Origin of the sequence: Microbacterium sp. 3J1 (assembly GCF_001049495.1) — a bacterium.
Classification (GTDB): Bacteria; Actinomycetota; Actinomycetes; order Actinomycetales; family Microbacteriaceae; genus Microbacterium.
Map to the genome: position 1 here is coordinate 845,760 of NZ_CDWI01000011.1, position 14,243 is coordinate 860,002.

Below are 14,243 nucleotides of genomic sequence, written 5' to 3' on the forward strand. Positions count from 1 at the left end.
TCAGACGTCGAGGGAATCGCCGGGCTCGAGCGTGAAGAACTCCCCGCCGTCCTGCTCGGTCGCCCACTGCAGGCGCTGACGGTGCATGGTCTTCCCGGCGACCGACAGCGTCATGTCGTGCGTGCCGAACGCTCGTCGGGGCTTCACGGCGAGCACGTAGTCCATCGCTTCCCCGATCTTCAGCCACGGAGCTCCGAGCGGAGCCGCGAGGGTGCCTACGTCGATGCCCTCGGGGATCGCGTAGGAGTCACCGGGATAGTAGAACGCGTCGTTCACGAGCACGCCCACGTTCTCGACCACCGGGAGGGAGGAGTGGATGACCTCATGCGTGCCGCCGAAGAATCGCAGCGTGAAGGCGCCGACCTCGAGGACATCGCCGGGGGCGACGACCGTGATGTCGTAGCCGTCGGCCGCTCGCGCGACGCCGGAGGGCGCGTAGATCGGGGTGCCAGGCGCGGCGCGCAGGATGCGGTCGAGATGCTCGGGGGTCCAGTGATCGGGATGCTCGTGGGTGATGACCACACCGACGAGGGCGCTGAGGTCGCTCAGGGGAGAGGTGAAGGAACCAGGATCGACGAGGAGGACGTCGGCACCCTGTTCGATGCGGAGGGCGGCATGTTCGAATTTCGTGACGCGCATGGCATGAGTCAACTCCCTCATCGCCCGGGAGGCAAACGCCCGTCACGGCGCGCCACGCCCGGGAATCGTATGGCTCCGGCGTCGATTTGGCGAGGTGAGAATCGCCGTGGCATACTTGAACAGTTGTCGCGCGGAGGAATCCTCCGCCAGACGGCCCCATCGTATAGCGGCCTAGTACGCCGCCCTCTCACGGCGGTAACGCGGGTTCGAATCCCGCTGGGGTCACACAACACCAAGAAAGCCCTCCGGCACGCCGGAGGGCTTTCTTCATTTCTGCACTGCTCCATATTCCACGGAGCAGCGGCGGGCGCTGCTCCGCGGACGGAGGGTGACGGGGGCGAACGTCACTCCTCGGAGCGCGGCTCTGCGACCGCGCGACGGGTACGACGCGCACGGCGGATGAGCCAGACCACGAGGACGACCACGCCGGCGAGCGCGAGCCATGGCAGCAGGAAGCCGGCTGCGATGACGACCGCGTTGAGCGAGACCACCAGCCCGTTCCACCCCGCGAGGAGTCCGTCGCCGAAGCCCGCCGGATCTGCGGTGGTCGGCTCGGCGGTGCGTGTGAGCTGCACCTGCAGACTCGACATCGACACCTGATCCTCGAGAGCCGTGAGCTGTTGCTCGTACGACTCCAGCTGGGCCTGACGGTCCGTCAGGGCCACTTCGGCTTCGATGAGCTCGGCGACCGTCCCAGACTGGGACATGAGCTCCGTGAGCCGCTGAACCGAGGCGCGCGTGGCATCGACCCGCGCCCGGAGGTCGATCGCCGTCGACGTCACATCCTGCTTCGTCACTGAGGATGAGACGACGTCCCCGGTGTCGGAGAGCGCGTCGATCACCGCGGTCAGATCCGCAGAGGGCACGCGGATGCTGATCCACCCGTAGCCCGGGTCCGCGGGCATCGGTGCGGAGGCGCCGTCCACGGCGACGCTCTTGCCGACCTCCGTGCTCTCGACGTAGCCGCCGCGGGACTCAGCGAGAGCTGCGACAGCGTCGGCGGCCGCAGAGATGTCGTCCACTTCGACCGTGGCGTTGGCGTTCGCGATGATCTCGCGGTTCACGTCCTCGGCGGCGCCAGGGACGACGGTCGACATCTCCGCCTCATCCGATACCGATCCGGGGAGGCTGCGATCCGCAGAGCCGACCGCGGACTCCGGACCGCTCTCCTGCGTCACGGTGTATGCGCCGTCCGCGGTGCTGCTGCTCCCCGATCCTCCGACGGAGGTGAGGATCGGGGGAGTGATGAGCACGCCCGCGACGAATGCGGCCGCGATGCCCGCTCCGGTGAGCCAGTTCCGGCGTCGCGAGCGCGCACGGACGGAGGGCGCTGTGGCCTGGGGCCGTCCCTTCACGATCTCTGCGAACACGGCGTCCTCGATCCGCCTCACACGGGCGTCGGACAAGGGGGGCAGGTCGGTGTTCGTGGTGTCGTCGCTCATGCGTCGCTCGCTTCCTTCACGGCACCGCGCAGTCGGGTGCGGACTCGGGAGAGACGGTTCCGGACGATGGCGTGGCTCACCCCGAGCTCCTCGGCGGCAGCCTGATAGGCGTAGCCCTCCGCCGCGCACAGCCGGAAGATCGCTCGATCGAGATCGCTCATCGTGCCGACCTCGACGGCGATGCGCTCCGCCAACGCGGCCGTGATCACCTGCTCCTCGACGCTGACCGTCGAGGGCACGCTGTCGTCGACCGCCTCGGCGGTGTGCGCCTGATCCCTCCTGCGCTGTCGCAGTCGATTCGCCGCCTGGAAGCGGCAGATGGTGGCCAGCCACGGCAGGATCGACTCGCCCCGCAGCTCGAGATCCGGAAGCTTGCGCCACGCGGTCACGAAGGTCTCCTGGGCCACGTCCTCGGCATCCGCAGGGGAGCCGAGGATGCCGTGGGCGATCCAGTAGACCGGCCGCACGTGGAGGCGGTACAGCTCGCGGAAGGCGCTCTCGTCACCTGCCGCGGCCTGTGCCGCCCATCTCTGATCACTCGTCTGCACGGGCATCCCGATTCCGTTCGGTGTCTCTCACCAGGAAGTGTCGGACGACGCCCCATCGTCTCAGAATCGGTGCAGACCCGCCGACATACCGTTCATGCTCCGCTAGCATGGGTCACGCGAGAGGGAGTATCCCGCAAGCGCATCCACCGTCATCACGAGCACCGTCATCGCTGCTCCGGTCGTGCGACGCACTCTGTGCGTGGGAGAGACTTTCGGTACTTTTCATACCCATCCTCCCGAAAGGCCCTGAGCGCCCTTGGACATCCCCGTCTGGTTCGAGATCACCTCGATGATCGTCCTCACGATCATCCTGATCGGCGACCTGCTTCTCATCCGCCTTCGCCCGCACATCCCCTCGACCAGGGAGTCGACCCTGTGGGTCGTGTTCTACGTGGCGCTCGCTCTGCTCTTCGCGGTGCTGCTGGGCAACGTCGCGGGCTGGCGGAATGCGGGGGACTTCATCACCGGCTGGGCGCTCGAGTACAGCCTGTCGATCGACAATCTGTTCGTCTTCGTGCTGATCATGGCGCAGTTCGCCGTGCCGCGGCGCCTGCAGCAGCAGGTCCTGATGGTCGGCATCATCATCGCGCTCATCCTGCGCGGCGCGTTCATCCTCGTCGGCGTGACGATCATCGAGCACTTCTCGCCCATCTTCTACATCTTCGGCGCGTTCCTCATCTGGACGGCGATCCGCCAGGCGATGCCGGAGGGCGATCACGAGGGCGAGGTCAAGAGGGAGAACTTCGTCGTCCGTCTCCTGCGCCGTCGGATCGACATCAGCGAGGACTACGACGGATCGAAGATCCGCACGACGGTCGACGGCAAGCGCATGTGGACCCCGATGGTCATCGTGTTCATCACGATCGGCGTCACGGACCTCATCTTCGCGATCGACTCCATCCCCGCCATCTTCGAGATCACCACGAACGGCTTCCTGGTCTTCGCGGCGAACATCTTCGCTCTGATGGGTCTGCGACAGCTGTACTTCCTCCTCGGCGACCTGCTCGACCGCCTCCGCTACCTGCATTACGGCATCGCGGTCATCCTCGGGTTCATCGGCGTCAAGCTGATCCTGCACGCACTGCACGAGAACGAGCTGCCGTTCATCAACGGCGGCGAGCACGTCGAGTGGGTGCCCGACATCGACAACCTCGTCTCGCTCGCCGTGATCCTGGTCTCGATGACGGTGGCCACCGTGGCCAGCCTCATCGCGTCGTCGCGGGAGCGACGGGCCGAGAAGCGCGCCGCGATCGTGGAGTGAGGCCGGGGAGGCCGACCCGGCGCCTACCCGGCTGACCAGAGCTGCTCGGCTCCGAGCGTGAGGTCGATGACCTGACCGAGCAGCGCTCCGATCGTCGTCGACTGCAGCAGCGTATACCGGTCGTACTCGCCCAGGGGCGCGATGGCGGCGAGCTGCCATGCTGCGGCCACCGGGTCGTCCGAGAGCTCGGTGTCGGCATCCCAGCCGGTCTCGGTGCGGGCGAGCACGCGCCGCACGATGGCCTCTGCCTCCGTCCGCAGCGGAGCGAGCGCGTCGTTCCAGGTGAGCTCGGGAAGCGGGGTGACCTCGGCGCGGGGGAACGGGGCGTCGTCCATCCACCGGTCGACGGTGAAGCGCCCCGTCCCGACCGCCACGGCATGGAGCACCTCGGCACCCGCCGAGACGGTCAACAGCCGGGCCATCGTGCCGGCGCGGCTGCGTCGGTCGCCGCCGCCGACCTCATGACCGCGCTCGATGAGCACGACGCCGAACTCCGGGTCGTCCTCGTCGAGCAGATGCCCGATCATCGTGAGGTAGCGCGGCTCGAACACGCGCAGCGGCAGAGGCGTGTACGGGAAGAGCACCGACCCGAGGGGGAACATCGGTTGAACGGCCATGCCCCCAGTCAACACCGCGCGACGTACAGTGAACAGATGCGCAGACCTCGACCTCTTGCTCCCGCCCCCGGTCAGGAGTCGGTATGGGACTATCCGCGGCCGCCCCGGGTCGAGCGGGTGCCGGAACGCGTCACGATCCGTCTCGGCGGTGAGCTGATCGCCGACACGCGCGACGCGCTGCGCGTTCTCGAGACCAGTCATCCGCCCGTCTACTACCTGCCGATGGCCGATTTCGTCGCGGGTGCGCTCACGGAGGCCTCCGGCTCCTCCTTCTGCGAGTTCAAAGGGGCCGCGCGCTATCTCGACGTGCGCGGCGGTGGCCTCGTAGCCGCCGGTGCGGCGTGGAACTACCCGCAGCCGTCGGCGGGTTTCGAAGAGCTCGACGACCGGGTCGCGGTCTACGCGGGGCCGATGGACGAGTGCACCGTCGGCGGCGAGGTCGTCTTCCCGCAACCCGGCGGCTTCTACGGCGGGTGGGTCACGTCCTCCGTCGTCGGACCGTTCAAGGGCGTGCCGGGCTCGCTGGGGTGGTAGCCGGTCCGCAGGGATCGGTCAGAAGGCCCGGAGGTTCGCCTGGAGACCGCCGTCGGCGTACTCGCGGCGCAGGATGCCGCGGCGTCGGAGGACGGGCACGAGTTCGTCCAGGGTGCGGTGCAGCGTCACGGGGTGGAAATCGCCCCACAGCAGCACGCCGTCGTTGCCCCAGTCCCCGAGCTCCTCGATGAGGTCCGCGAACTCCTCGGCGGTGCCGACGAAGCCCGTGCGATCCGTGAATCGACCGGCGCGGGCGAGCGCGGTGAGATGGGCTCGCAGCGGTGCGCCCTCTCCGCGGTCTCCGATCAGCCGCTGGATGCTGCCCCGTGAGACGTGGGTCCCGAAGATCGACGGATCGAGGGGCCTGTCGAGGTCCAGGGCGGTGAGGTCGGTCTCGAGGTCGCTGGACTGCTTGCGTGCGATCTGTACGAGCACCGCATCGTCGGGGTCTGCGGATGCCGCCACGATGCGGTCTGCCTCCTCAGCGGACGCGGTGATGACGGGCTGGATCGCGAACAGGATCTTGATGTCCTGCGCGGATCGTCCGGCCGCGACGGCCGCGTCGTGGATCCGCGCGCGGTAGCCGCGGACCGACTGCTCGTCGAGCGGGGCGAGCGCGAGCTGCACGTCCGAGTTCGCCCCGGCGAATCCCAGACCGCGGCCGGAGCCGCCGGGGGAGACGATCGCGGGTTCGCCGTCGTCGAAGGGGATCGCATTGAGAGGACCGTCGAACGCGAAGTGCTCCCCGCGGTGTCGGACGGCCCGGAGCCGGGAGCCGTCGGCATACACTCCCGTCGAGCGGTCCGCGACGAGCGCTCCGTCCTCCCAGCTGCGCCACAGCGAGCGGATGCCGTCGAGCCACTCCTCCGCCCGGTCATAGGCGGCGTCGTGCCCCAGCTGCGGCTCGGCCGAGAAGTGGCGGGCGCTCCCGGTGTCGGTCACGACGTTCAGGCCGAGCCGGTGCCCGCTGAGATGCTGGAGAGATGAGAACTGCCGCGCCGCGGTGTAGGGGAGGTACGCGGCGGGGTTCACCGTCGGGACGACCCCCAGGTGCCGTGTCGCCTGGAACATGTAGGGCGCCAGCAGCAGCGGGTCGTGCTTGGGCCCGCCGAAGGCGTGGCGCACCCTGAGGTCGATGGTCTCCGCGGACCCGAGCGAGGGCGCGTCCTCGATGATGACCAGGTCGAAGCCGGCCTGTTCGAGCGTGCGCGCCGCCTCCTGATAGATGTCGGGCCTCGTCCAGTCGTAGTCCCAGTCCAGCGACGGGTAGCCCCAGCCCTGGGGTCCGAATCCGCGAGCGAGGAACCATCCGAAATGCTGGAGCCCGGTCACGCGACGGCCTCCCGCACGGGCTCGAGCACCCGAGCGAGGTCGGCGATGAGATCGGCGACGTCTTCGATGCCGATCGACAGGCGGAGGGTCCCCGGCGAGACTCCGAGGATGTCGCGCTCCTCATCGGTGCGATGCGCGTGGCTGGTCGTGCCGGGATGCAGGACGAGAGACCGCACGTCGCCGATGTGCGTCATGTGGGTGAACACCGAGACGCTCTCGACGAAGTGCCTGGCCGCCTCGATCCCACCTCGCAGGGTGAATGTGAAGATCGAGCCGTATCCGCCGTGCAGGTACCTCGTCGCGAGGGAGTGGTCGGGGTGCGTCTCGAGCCCGACGTAGTCCACGCTCTCGACCGCGTCGTGGGCGGCGAGCCAGCGAGCGACCGCGAGGGCGTTGCGGGACTGACGCTCGACGCGAAGGCCCAGCGTCTCGGCGCCCTGTCCGATGAGGAAGGCGTTGAGCGGGGAGGGCGACGCTCCGAAGCGGGGTGCAACGGATTCCCGCGCGTAGGCGATGCGGGCACGACCACCGTGGCGCGCGGCGACGCTCGCGACCCCGCCTCGGCCGGGCAGCACGAGGTGCGGGGCGTTGTGTCCGGCGCGTATGGGGTCGAAGCGGCCGTCGTCGACGATGACGCCTCCGAGCACGGATCCGTGACCCGCGAGGAACTTCGACGCGGAATGGACGACGATCGCCGCTCCGTGCTCGAGCGGCCGCACCAGGAACGGCGTGGCCAGTGTGTTGTCGACGATGAGCGGGATGGCTGAGGAATCGGCGACCGCACCGATCGCCGCGATGTCGAGGATGTCGTTGCGCGCGTTCGCGATCGACTCGGCGAAGAGGGCGCGGGTGTTGGGACGGATGGCGGCGCGCCAGGCGTCGACGTCGCCGATGTCGTCGACGAACGTCGTCTCGATGCCGAGACGTGCGAGGTTGTCGAGGAACAGGCCGCGGCTGCCCTCGTAGATGTGCGTGGACGAGACGATGTGGTCGCCGGCGCCCGCGACAGTGAGGAGCGCGGTGACGACGGCCGCCTGACCGCTCGCCACGAGCACGGCGTCCGCACCCGACTCGAGTGCCGCGAGCTGGCGCTCGACGGCGTGCACCGTCGGATTGCCGGTGCGCGTGTACCCGAAGCCCGCGCCTGTGCCGAAATGTCCGGCGGCGTGGTCGAAGTCGTCGAACTCGAAGCCGGCCGTCAGGTAGATCGGTGTCGCTCGAGAGGATGCGGCGCCTTGGTTCCGGGCGGCGTGCACGGCCCTGGTGGCGAAGCCGGTGGTGTCGACGGTCATCTGGATGCCTCTCGGAGCTCGGGTCACAGAAGAGTGTCACGCCGCGACTCCGACCGCGGAAGCGATGGTAACCTGACGTCATGCGGACCGTGCTCCTTCTTAGCGGCCGCGACGAGACCTCGTTCTGAGCCCCTCCTCGTCGCGGAGTCCATCGTGGGCCGAACCGCCATCCTCAGGAGAAACGCAATGAACACCCCCGCAGCAGACTCTGCGTCCGCACGCAGCAGGACCCTGGCAGAGAAGGTCTGGGACGACCACCTCGTGGTCAAGGGCGAGAACGGCGAGCCCGACCTGCTCTACATCGACCTCCACCTGGTGCACGAGGTGACGAGCCCCCAGGCGTTCGACGGTCTGCGGGCCGAGAACCGGCCGCTGCGTCGCCTCGACCTCACCATCGCGACCGAGGACCACAACACGCCGACGTGGGAGATCGACAAGCCGATCGCCGACCTGACGAGCCGCACCCAGATCGAGACCCTCCGCCGCAACGCCGCGGACTTCGGCGTGCGGCTGCACTCGCTCGGCGACGCCGAGCAGGGCATCGTCCACGTCGTCGGACCGCAGCTCGGCCTCACCATGCCCGGCATCACGGTCGTGTGCGGCGACTCGCACACCTCGACCCACGGTGCCTTCGGCGCGATGGCGTTCGGCATCGGCACCAGCGAGGTCGAGCACGTCATGGCCACGCAGACCCTGCCGCTCAAGCCGTTCAAGACGATGGCCATCACCGTCGAGGGCACGCTGCGCGCCGGCGTCACCGCGAAGGACATCATCCTTGCCGTCATCGCCAAGATCGGCACCGGCGGGGGGCAGGGCTACGTGCTGGAATACCGCGGCAGCGCGATCAGAGCGCTGTCGATGGAAGGCCGCATGACGATCTGCAACATGTCGATCGAGGCCGGCGCGCGTGCCGGCATGGTGGCGCCGGACGAGACGACGTTCGCCTATCTCGAGGGGCGTCCTCACGCTCCGAAGGGCCAGGACTGGGACGACGCGGTCGCCTACTGGCGCACGCTGCCCACCGACGACGGTGCGGTGTTCGACGCCGAGGTGTTCATCGACGCCGACCAGCTGGAGCCGTTCGTGACCTGGGGGACCAACCCGGGACAGGGCAGCTCGCTCTCGGCATCCGTGCCGGACCCGGCCGAGATCGCGGACCCGAACGAACGCGCGGCCGCCGAGCGGGCGCTCGAGTACATGGACCTCGCCCCGGGCACCCCGCTCAAGGAGGTGCCGGTCGACGCCGTGTTCATGGGCTCCTGCACGAACAGCCGTATCGAGGACCTGCGCGCGTTCGCCTCGATCATCAAAGGCAAGAAGAAGGCGGAGGGCGTGCGGGTCATGGTCGTCCCCGGCTCGGCTCGGGTGCGGCTCGAGGCTGAGGCCGAGGGCCTCGACCGGGTCATCAAGGATTTCGGGGCGGAGTGGCGCTTCGCCGGATGCTCGATGTGCCTCGGGATGAACCCCGATCAGCTCGCGCCGGGGGAGCGCTGCGCCTCGACCTCCAACCGCAACTTCGAGGGACGCCAGGGCAAGGGCGGGCGGACGCACCTCGTCTCGCCGCTCGTCGCCGCGGCGACCGCGATCCGCGGCACGCTCTCGAGCCCGAGCGACCTGAACGAGATGGCGGAGGTCTGACCATGGAGAAGTTCATCACCCACACGGGCATCGCCGCGCCCCTCAAGCGCTCCAACGTCGACACGGACCAGATCATCCCCGCGGTGTTCCTCAAGCGCGTCACGAAGACGGGCTTCGAGGACGCGCTGTTCCACGGCTGGCGGCAGCAGCCCGACTTCGTCCTCAACCAGGAGGCCTTCCAGGGCGCGTCCGTGCTCGTCGCCGGACCGGACTTCGGCACCGGATCGAGCCGCGAGCACGCCGTCTGGGCGCTGCGCGACTTCGGCTTCAAGGTCGTCCTCAGCCCGCGCTTCGCCGACATCTTCCGAGGGAACTCGGGCAAGCAGGGACTCCTCGCCGCGACGATCTCTGAAGAGGACCTCGAGCGGATCTGGGCCGCGATCGACCGGGAACCCGGGGCGCGGATCACGGTGGACCTCGAAGCGCGAACCGCCTCGATCGCTGACGTCCAGGCCGACATCGGTATCGACGATTACACTAGATGGCGGCTCCTCGAAGGGCTCGATGACATCGGGCTCACGCTGCGCAATGAAGACAAGATCGCGCAGTTCGAGGCCCGTCGCGAGTCGTGGCGGCCCCGAACCCTTCCCGTTCAGTGAACGGTGGGGCGGGGGAGCAGAGGGCGACCCGCCCCGAATTCCGTTGAATGAAGTGAGGCCCGAATGACGACACCTGTGCGCGACGCTCTTCCGGACGGAGTTCCCCCTCTCACCGGAGACGTCCTCGCCATTCGCGGTGGACGCCCGCTTCGCGGGCGGGTGGACGTCAAGGGAGCGAAGAACCTCGCGACCAAGGCGATGGTGGCGACGCTTCTCGGCGAGACCGCCAGCACCCTCCGCGACGTGCCGGATCTCAGCGACGTCGCCGTGGTGCGATCGCTCCTGGAGGTCCACGGCGTGCAGGTCGCCTCGGGCGACGAACCCGGCTCCCTCGTGTTCGACCCCAGCGGGGTCGAGTCGGCGCACTTCGAGGAGATCGACGCGCACGCGGGCGCCTCCCGCATCCCGATCCTCTTCTGCGGTCCTCTGCTGCACCGACTCGGGCAGGCGTTCATCCCCGACCTCGGCGGATGCCGTATCGGCGACCGCCCGATCGACTTCCACCTCGACGCGCTGCGCAAGTTCGGCGCGATCGTCGAGAAGCTGCCCAGCGGCATCCGGCTCTCCACGGGCGGCGCCCGCCTGCACGGAGCGAAGATCCACCTGCCGTACCCGAGCGTCGGAGCCACCGAGCAGGTCCTGCTCACCGCGGTGCGGGCCGAGGGGACGACCGAGCTCCGCAACGCCGCCATCGAGCCGGAGATCATGGATCTCATCGCGGTGCTGCAGAAGATGGGCGCGATCATCTCCTACGAGCCGAACCGGGTCATCCTGATCGAGGGCGTCGAGAAGCTCCGGGGATACGACCACCGTTCGATCTTCGACCGCAACGAGGCCGCTTCCTGGGCCTCGGCCGCGCTCGCGACGGACGGCGAGATCTTCGTCGGCGGAGCGAAGCAGCAGGAGATGCTCACGTTCCTCAACGTCTTCCGCAAGGCCGGTGGCTGGTTCGACATCCAGGAGGACGGCATCCTCTTCCGCCGCGAGGGCGAGCTCAAGCCCGTCGTCGTGGAGACCGACGTGCACCCGGGATTCATGACCGACTGGCAGCAGCCGCTCGTCGTGGCGCTGACCCAGGCGCACGGACGCTCGGTGGTCCACGAGACCGTGTACGAGAACCGCATGGGCTTCACCGAGGCTCTGGTCAAGATGGGCGCCGACATCGTCGTGCACCCGCGCGGTCTGCAGGACGGCCCGCGACGCGTTCCCCGCCGGGACCTCGAGCAGGCAGCCGTCATCACCGGTCCGACGCCTCTGCACGGTGCGGACATCGTCGTGCCCGACCTGCGCGGCGGTTACAGTCACGTCATCGCCGCTCTGACGGCGGAGGGGGAGTCGAAGGTCTCGGGCGTCGACATCCTCAGCCGCGGATACGAGAAGTTCCTCGCCAAGCTCGACGCCGTCGGCGCCGACTTCGACGTCCTCGGGTGACGGCGATGGGTTCCCGGTCTCCGGAGACCACGCGGCCGAGCCTGTTCTGGCCGCTCGCTGCGATCGCCGTGCCCCTGATCTCGCTGCTGGCGAAGATCCGCATCTCGGGCGGCGAGAAGCTGCCCCGTGACGGCGCGTTCGTGCTGGCCCCCAATCACTACTCGGAGTTCGATCCGCTGATCGTCGCCGTCGCGGTGTGGCGGACCGGACGAGCGCCGCGGTTCATGGCGAAGGAGAGCCTGTTCCGCCTGCCCGTGCTCGGGGCGATCCTGCGGGCGACGGGCATGGTGCCGGTCGCCCGGTCGTCGTCGGCGGCCGCCGCGAAGCAGACGCTGAAGCAGTCGGAGGAGCTCGTCGAGCACGGTCGTGGCGTCATCGTCTATCCCGAGGGCACGCTCACGCGCGACCCGGACATGTGGCCGATGCGAGGCAAGTCCGGCGCCGTGCGGCTCGCGCTGGCCGACGGCATCCCGCTGATCCCGATGGCCCACTGGGGCACCCAGGAGATCATGGGCCGCTACCAGAAGGGGCTGAGCCTCTGGCCGCTGCGCAAGCGGGTCGAGGTCGTGATCGGCGACCCCGTCGACGTCTCGGACCTCCGCGCCCGTGCATCGGAGGCGTCGGCGTTGAACGAGGCGACGGACCGGCTCATGAACGCGATCACCGCGCTGCTCGAAGACCTGCGCGACGAGAAGGCACCCGCAGAACGCTGGAACCCCTCGTCGCACGGACAGAAGGAGACGGGTCGCCTTGACTCCTAAACGGACGGCAGCCGCCGGCCCTCGCGTCGCGGTCGTCGGAGCCGGAAGCTGGGGGACCACTTTCGGGAAGATCCTCGCAGACGGGGGTGCGCAGGTCACCATGTGGGCGCGCCGCGCGGAGCTCGCCCACGAGATCCACGAGGCGAAGCGCAACTCCCGATACCTCCCGGGCATCAATCTGCCGCGGACGATGACGGCGACCCACGAGCTGGCGATCGCGATGCGCGACGTCGACCAGGTCTACCTCTCGGTACCCAGCCAGTCTCTGCGGGAGAATCTCAAGGCCCTCCGGCCGCTGCTCGCCGACAGCGACGCGAAGATCGTCAGCCTGATGAAGGGTGTCGAGCGCACATCCGGCCTGCGCATGAGCCAGGTGATCGAGCAGGAGCTGCGGTGCGACCCCGATCGCATCGCCGTGGCATCCGGACCGAATCTCGCGCTCGAGATCGCCCGTGAGCAGCCCACCGCCGCCGTCATCTCGTCGCGGAGCCGGGAGACCGCCGAGGAGGTCGCACGCGCCGCGCGCAACGACTACTTCCGCACCTTCGTCAACACCGACGTGATCGGCACCGAGTTCGGCGGCGTCCTGAAGAACCTCATCGCCGTGGCGATCGGGATCGTCGACGGCGTCGGCTACGGAGAGAACACGAAGGCCTCGATCATCACCCGCGGCCTCGTGGAGATGACCGACTTCGCGGTTGCCAACGGCGCCCATCCCGAGACGCTGCAGGGACTGGCAGGACTCGGTGACCTGATCGCCACATGCCAGTCGCCGCTGAGCCGCAACAACACGGCCGGGCGCCTGCTCGGCCAGGGCTACAGCTTCCAGGACGTCGTGAAGCAGATGCAGCAGACGGCGGAGGGACTCGCGTCCGTCGCGCCGGTGCTGCAGCTCGCCCGCGAGTCCGAGGTGTACATGCCCATCGTCGAGCAGGTGAAGATGGTGCTCGACGGGAAGATGGACCCGCGAGACATCGCACCCCACCTGACGACGGACGACGACACCCCCCAGGGTGAGAGGACCAACCATGGACAAGCAGACGGTGGTGGTGCTCTTCGGCGGGCGCTCCAGCGAGCATTCGATCAGTTCCGCAACGGCGGGCGGGGTGCTGGGCGCGATTGATCGCGGTCGCTACGACGTGATCCCGGTCGGGATCACCCGCGAGGGCGCGTTCGTCCTCGAGGACGACGACCCCGCGAAGTTCCCGCTCGACGCGGCACATCTGCCCGAGGTCGCCGACAACGGCACCCGTGTGCTGTGGCCGGAGCCCGGTGGCGACCGCACCCTCCGCGTCGTGCGGTCCGACGGGACGACGGAGGGTCTCGGAGAGATCGACGTCGTGCTCCCCATCCTGCACGGCCCGCACGGCGAGGACGGCACGATCCAGGGGTACTTCGACACCCTCGAGCTCCCTTATGCCGGCGGTGGCGTCCTGGACTCCGCGTTGTGCATGGACAAGCACTTCATGAAGATCGCCCTGCAGGCGGCGGGGATCGACGTCGCACCGTGGGTGACGGTGCGAGCGCGCCAGTGGGCACAGGACCCCGCCGCGGTCCGCGTGGCAGCCGCGGCGCTCGCTCTGCCGTTGTTCGTGAAGCCCGCTCGGGCCGGCTCCAGCGTCGGCGTGTCCAAGGTCGAGTCCATCGACGCGCTCGATGCGGCACTCGCGATCGCGTTCGCGGAGGACGACAAGGCCCTGATCGAGACCGGCATCACCGGTCGCGAGATCGAGGTGGCGGTGCTCGAGAACGCGGACGGCGTGCGGGCGTCTCTCCCGGGCGAGATCGTGCTCACCTCGCGGGGGTTCTACGACTTCGAGGGCAAGTACCTCGGCGGTGACGGTGTCGACGTCGTGTGCCCGGCCGAGCTGTCGGATGCCGAGATCGCGGCGATCCAGGAGGCCGGCATCCGCGCCTTCGAGGCGGTCGACGGGCGTGGTCTCGCCCGCGTGGACATGTTCCTCACCCCGGCGGGCCGGATCGTCGTCAACGAGCTCAACACGATGCCGGGGTTCACGCCGATCTCGATGTTCCCCAAGTGCTGGGTCGCGTCGGGTCTCAGCTATGGCGACCTGATCTCCGAGCTGATCGAGGCGGGTCTTCGGCGCTGATCGGTGCCGAGGCGGGGGCCGCGCAGCCGACGGAGTCT

At 68.8% G+C, this 14,243-nt stretch carries 14 protein-coding genes and 1 tRNA gene; 9 read left to right on the forward strand and 6 right to left on the reverse strand.

Features of this window, described 5'->3' with window-relative positions:
• Entirely contained in the window at window positions 1-639 is a 639-nt protein-coding gene (locus BN2660_RS13085) for an MBL fold metallo-hydrolase (RefSeq protein ID WP_091232789.1), read from the reverse strand.
• A 152-nt stretch (window positions 640-791) separates the two neighbouring features.
• Here BN2660_RS13085 and BN2660_RS13090 point away from each other — a divergent pair.
• Window positions 792-864 (forward strand) — tRNA-Glu (locus BN2660_RS13090).
• Between the two features lie 119 nt (window positions 865-983).
• Here BN2660_RS13090 and BN2660_RS13095 read toward each other — a convergent pair.
• Window positions 984-2,081: a DUF4349 domain-containing protein gene (locus BN2660_RS13095; protein WP_091232792.1), complete on the reverse strand. Its 1,098-nt coding sequence runs from the start codon at window positions 2,079-2,081 to the stop codon at window positions 984-986.
• Entirely contained in the window at window positions 2,078-2,635 is a 558-nt protein-coding gene (locus BN2660_RS13100) for an RNA polymerase sigma factor (RefSeq protein WP_091232796.1), read from the reverse strand. The genes BN2660_RS13095 and BN2660_RS13100 overlap by 4 nt, the downstream gene beginning before the upstream one ends.
• Before the next feature lie 250 nt (window positions 2,636-2,885).
• Here BN2660_RS13100 and BN2660_RS13105 point away from each other — a divergent pair, with 250 nt between their 5' ends.
• Window positions 2,886-3,890 (forward strand): TerC/Alx family metal homeostasis membrane protein, encoded by a 1,005-nt coding sequence (locus tag BN2660_RS13105; RefSeq protein WP_091232799.1) that lies wholly within the window; start codon window positions 2,886-2,888, stop codon window positions 3,888-3,890.
• A gap of 23 nt (window positions 3,891-3,913) precedes the next feature.
• Here BN2660_RS13105 and BN2660_RS13110 read toward each other — a convergent pair whose 3' ends face one another.
• Window positions 3,914-4,507 carry an LON peptidase substrate-binding domain-containing protein gene (locus BN2660_RS13110; RefSeq protein ID WP_091232802.1) on the reverse strand — a complete coding sequence of 198 codons (594 nt, stop codon included), beginning with the start codon at window positions 4,505-4,507 and terminating at the stop codon, window positions 3,914-3,916.
• A gap of 36 nt (window positions 4,508-4,543) precedes the next feature.
• Between BN2660_RS13110 and BN2660_RS13115 the strand changes: the two genes are divergently transcribed.
• On the forward strand, window positions 4,544-5,041 hold the full coding sequence (locus BN2660_RS13115) for a DUF427 domain-containing protein (RefSeq protein ID WP_091232805.1): 498 nt from the start codon (window positions 4,544-4,546) through the stop codon (window positions 5,039-5,041).
• A gap of 18 nt (window positions 5,042-5,059) precedes the next feature.
• On the opposite strand, the gene BN2660_RS13120 is transcribed toward BN2660_RS13115, so the two are convergent.
• Window positions 5,060-6,373, reverse strand: coding sequence for an LLM class flavin-dependent oxidoreductase (locus BN2660_RS13120; protein ID WP_091232810.1), 1,314 nt, complete (start codon window positions 6,371-6,373; stop codon window positions 5,060-5,062).
• Window positions 6,370-7,665, reverse strand: coding sequence for an O-acetylhomoserine aminocarboxypropyltransferase/cysteine synthase family protein (locus tag BN2660_RS13125; RefSeq protein WP_091232814.1), 1,296 nt, complete (start codon window positions 7,663-7,665; stop codon window positions 6,370-6,372). Before BN2660_RS13125 ends, BN2660_RS13120 begins: the two co-directional genes overlap by 4 nt.
• 186 nt (window positions 7,666-7,851) lie before the next feature.
• On the opposite strand from BN2660_RS13125, the gene leuC reads away from it, so the two are divergent.
• The 6 genes from leuC to BN2660_RS13155 all read left to right on the forward strand — a co-directional run bounded on the left by leuC (window position 7,852) and on the right by BN2660_RS13155 (window position 14,205).
• Window positions 7,852-9,303, forward strand: a complete 1,452-nt coding sequence (gene leuC / locus BN2660_RS13130) for a 3-isopropylmalate dehydratase large subunit (protein WP_091232817.1) — start codon at window positions 7,852-7,854, stop codon at window positions 9,301-9,303.
• A gap of 2 nt (window positions 9,304-9,305) precedes the next feature.
• On the forward strand, window positions 9,306-9,902 hold the full coding sequence (gene leuD, locus BN2660_RS13135; protein ID WP_091232820.1) for a 3-isopropylmalate dehydratase small subunit: 597 nt from the start codon (window positions 9,306-9,308) through the stop codon (window positions 9,900-9,902).
• 63 nt (window positions 9,903-9,965) lie between these two features.
• Window positions 9,966-11,333, forward strand: coding sequence for a UDP-N-acetylglucosamine 1-carboxyvinyltransferase (gene murA / locus BN2660_RS13140; protein WP_091232823.1), 1,368 nt, complete (start codon window positions 9,966-9,968; stop codon window positions 11,331-11,333).
• A 5-nt stretch (window positions 11,334-11,338) separates the two neighbouring features.
• Window positions 11,339-12,094, forward strand: coding sequence for a lysophospholipid acyltransferase family protein (locus BN2660_RS13145; RefSeq protein WP_091233677.1), 756 nt, complete (start codon window positions 11,339-11,341; stop codon window positions 12,092-12,094).
• Window positions 12,084-13,217: an NAD(P)H-dependent glycerol-3-phosphate dehydrogenase gene (locus BN2660_RS13150; RefSeq protein ID WP_091232825.1), complete on the forward strand. Its 1,134-nt coding sequence runs from the start codon at window positions 12,084-12,086 to the stop codon at window positions 13,215-13,217. The genes BN2660_RS13145 and BN2660_RS13150 overlap by 11 nt, the downstream gene beginning before the upstream one ends.
• Window positions 13,123-14,205 carry a D-alanine--D-alanine ligase family protein gene (locus BN2660_RS13155; protein WP_091232828.1) on the forward strand — a complete coding sequence of 361 codons (1,083 nt, stop codon included), beginning with the start codon at window positions 13,123-13,125 and terminating at the stop codon, window positions 14,203-14,205. Before BN2660_RS13150 ends, BN2660_RS13155 begins: the two co-directional genes overlap by 95 nt.
• Window positions 14,206-14,243: the final 38 nt, after the last annotated feature.

Excerpts from the sequence above, each read along its gene's own strand:
- leuC (WP_091232817.1), top strand. The coding sequence starts at position 7,852 with ATGAACACCCCCGCAGCAGACTCTGCGTCCGCACGCAGCAGGACCCTG.
- murA (WP_091232823.1), top strand. The coding sequence starts at position 9,966 with ATGACGACACCTGTGCGCGACGCTCTTCCGGACGGAGTTCCCCCTCTC.
- BN2660_RS13085 (WP_091232789.1), bottom strand. The coding sequence starts at position 639 with ATGCGCGTCACGAAATTCGAACATGCCGCCCTCCGCATCGAACAGGGT.
- BN2660_RS13145 (WP_091233677.1), top strand. The coding sequence starts at position 11,339 with ATGGGTTCCCGGTCTCCGGAGACCACGCGGCCGAGCCTGTTCTGGCCG.
- BN2660_RS13110 (WP_091232802.1), bottom strand. The coding sequence starts at position 4,507 with ATGGCCGTTCAACCGATGTTCCCCCTCGGGTCGGTGCTCTTCCCGTAC.
- BN2660_RS13100 (WP_091232796.1), bottom strand. The coding sequence starts at position 2,635 with ATGCCCGTGCAGACGAGTGATCAGAGATGGGCGGCACAGGCCGCGGCA.
- BN2660_RS13155 (WP_091232828.1), top strand. The coding sequence starts at position 13,123 with ATGGACAAGCAGACGGTGGTGGTGCTCTTCGGCGGGCGCTCCAGCGAG.
- leuD (WP_091232820.1), top strand. The coding sequence starts at position 9,306 with ATGGAGAAGTTCATCACCCACACGGGCATCGCCGCGCCCCTCAAGCGC.
- BN2660_RS13115 (WP_091232805.1), top strand. The coding sequence starts at position 4,544 with ATGCGCAGACCTCGACCTCTTGCTCCCGCCCCCGGTCAGGAGTCGGTA.
- BN2660_RS13095 (WP_091232792.1), bottom strand. The coding sequence starts at position 2,081 with ATGAGCGACGACACCACGAACACCGACCTGCCCCCCTTGTCCGACGCC.
- BN2660_RS13125 (WP_091232814.1), bottom strand. The coding sequence starts at position 7,665 with ATGACCGTCGACACCACCGGCTTCGCCACCAGGGCCGTGCACGCCGCC.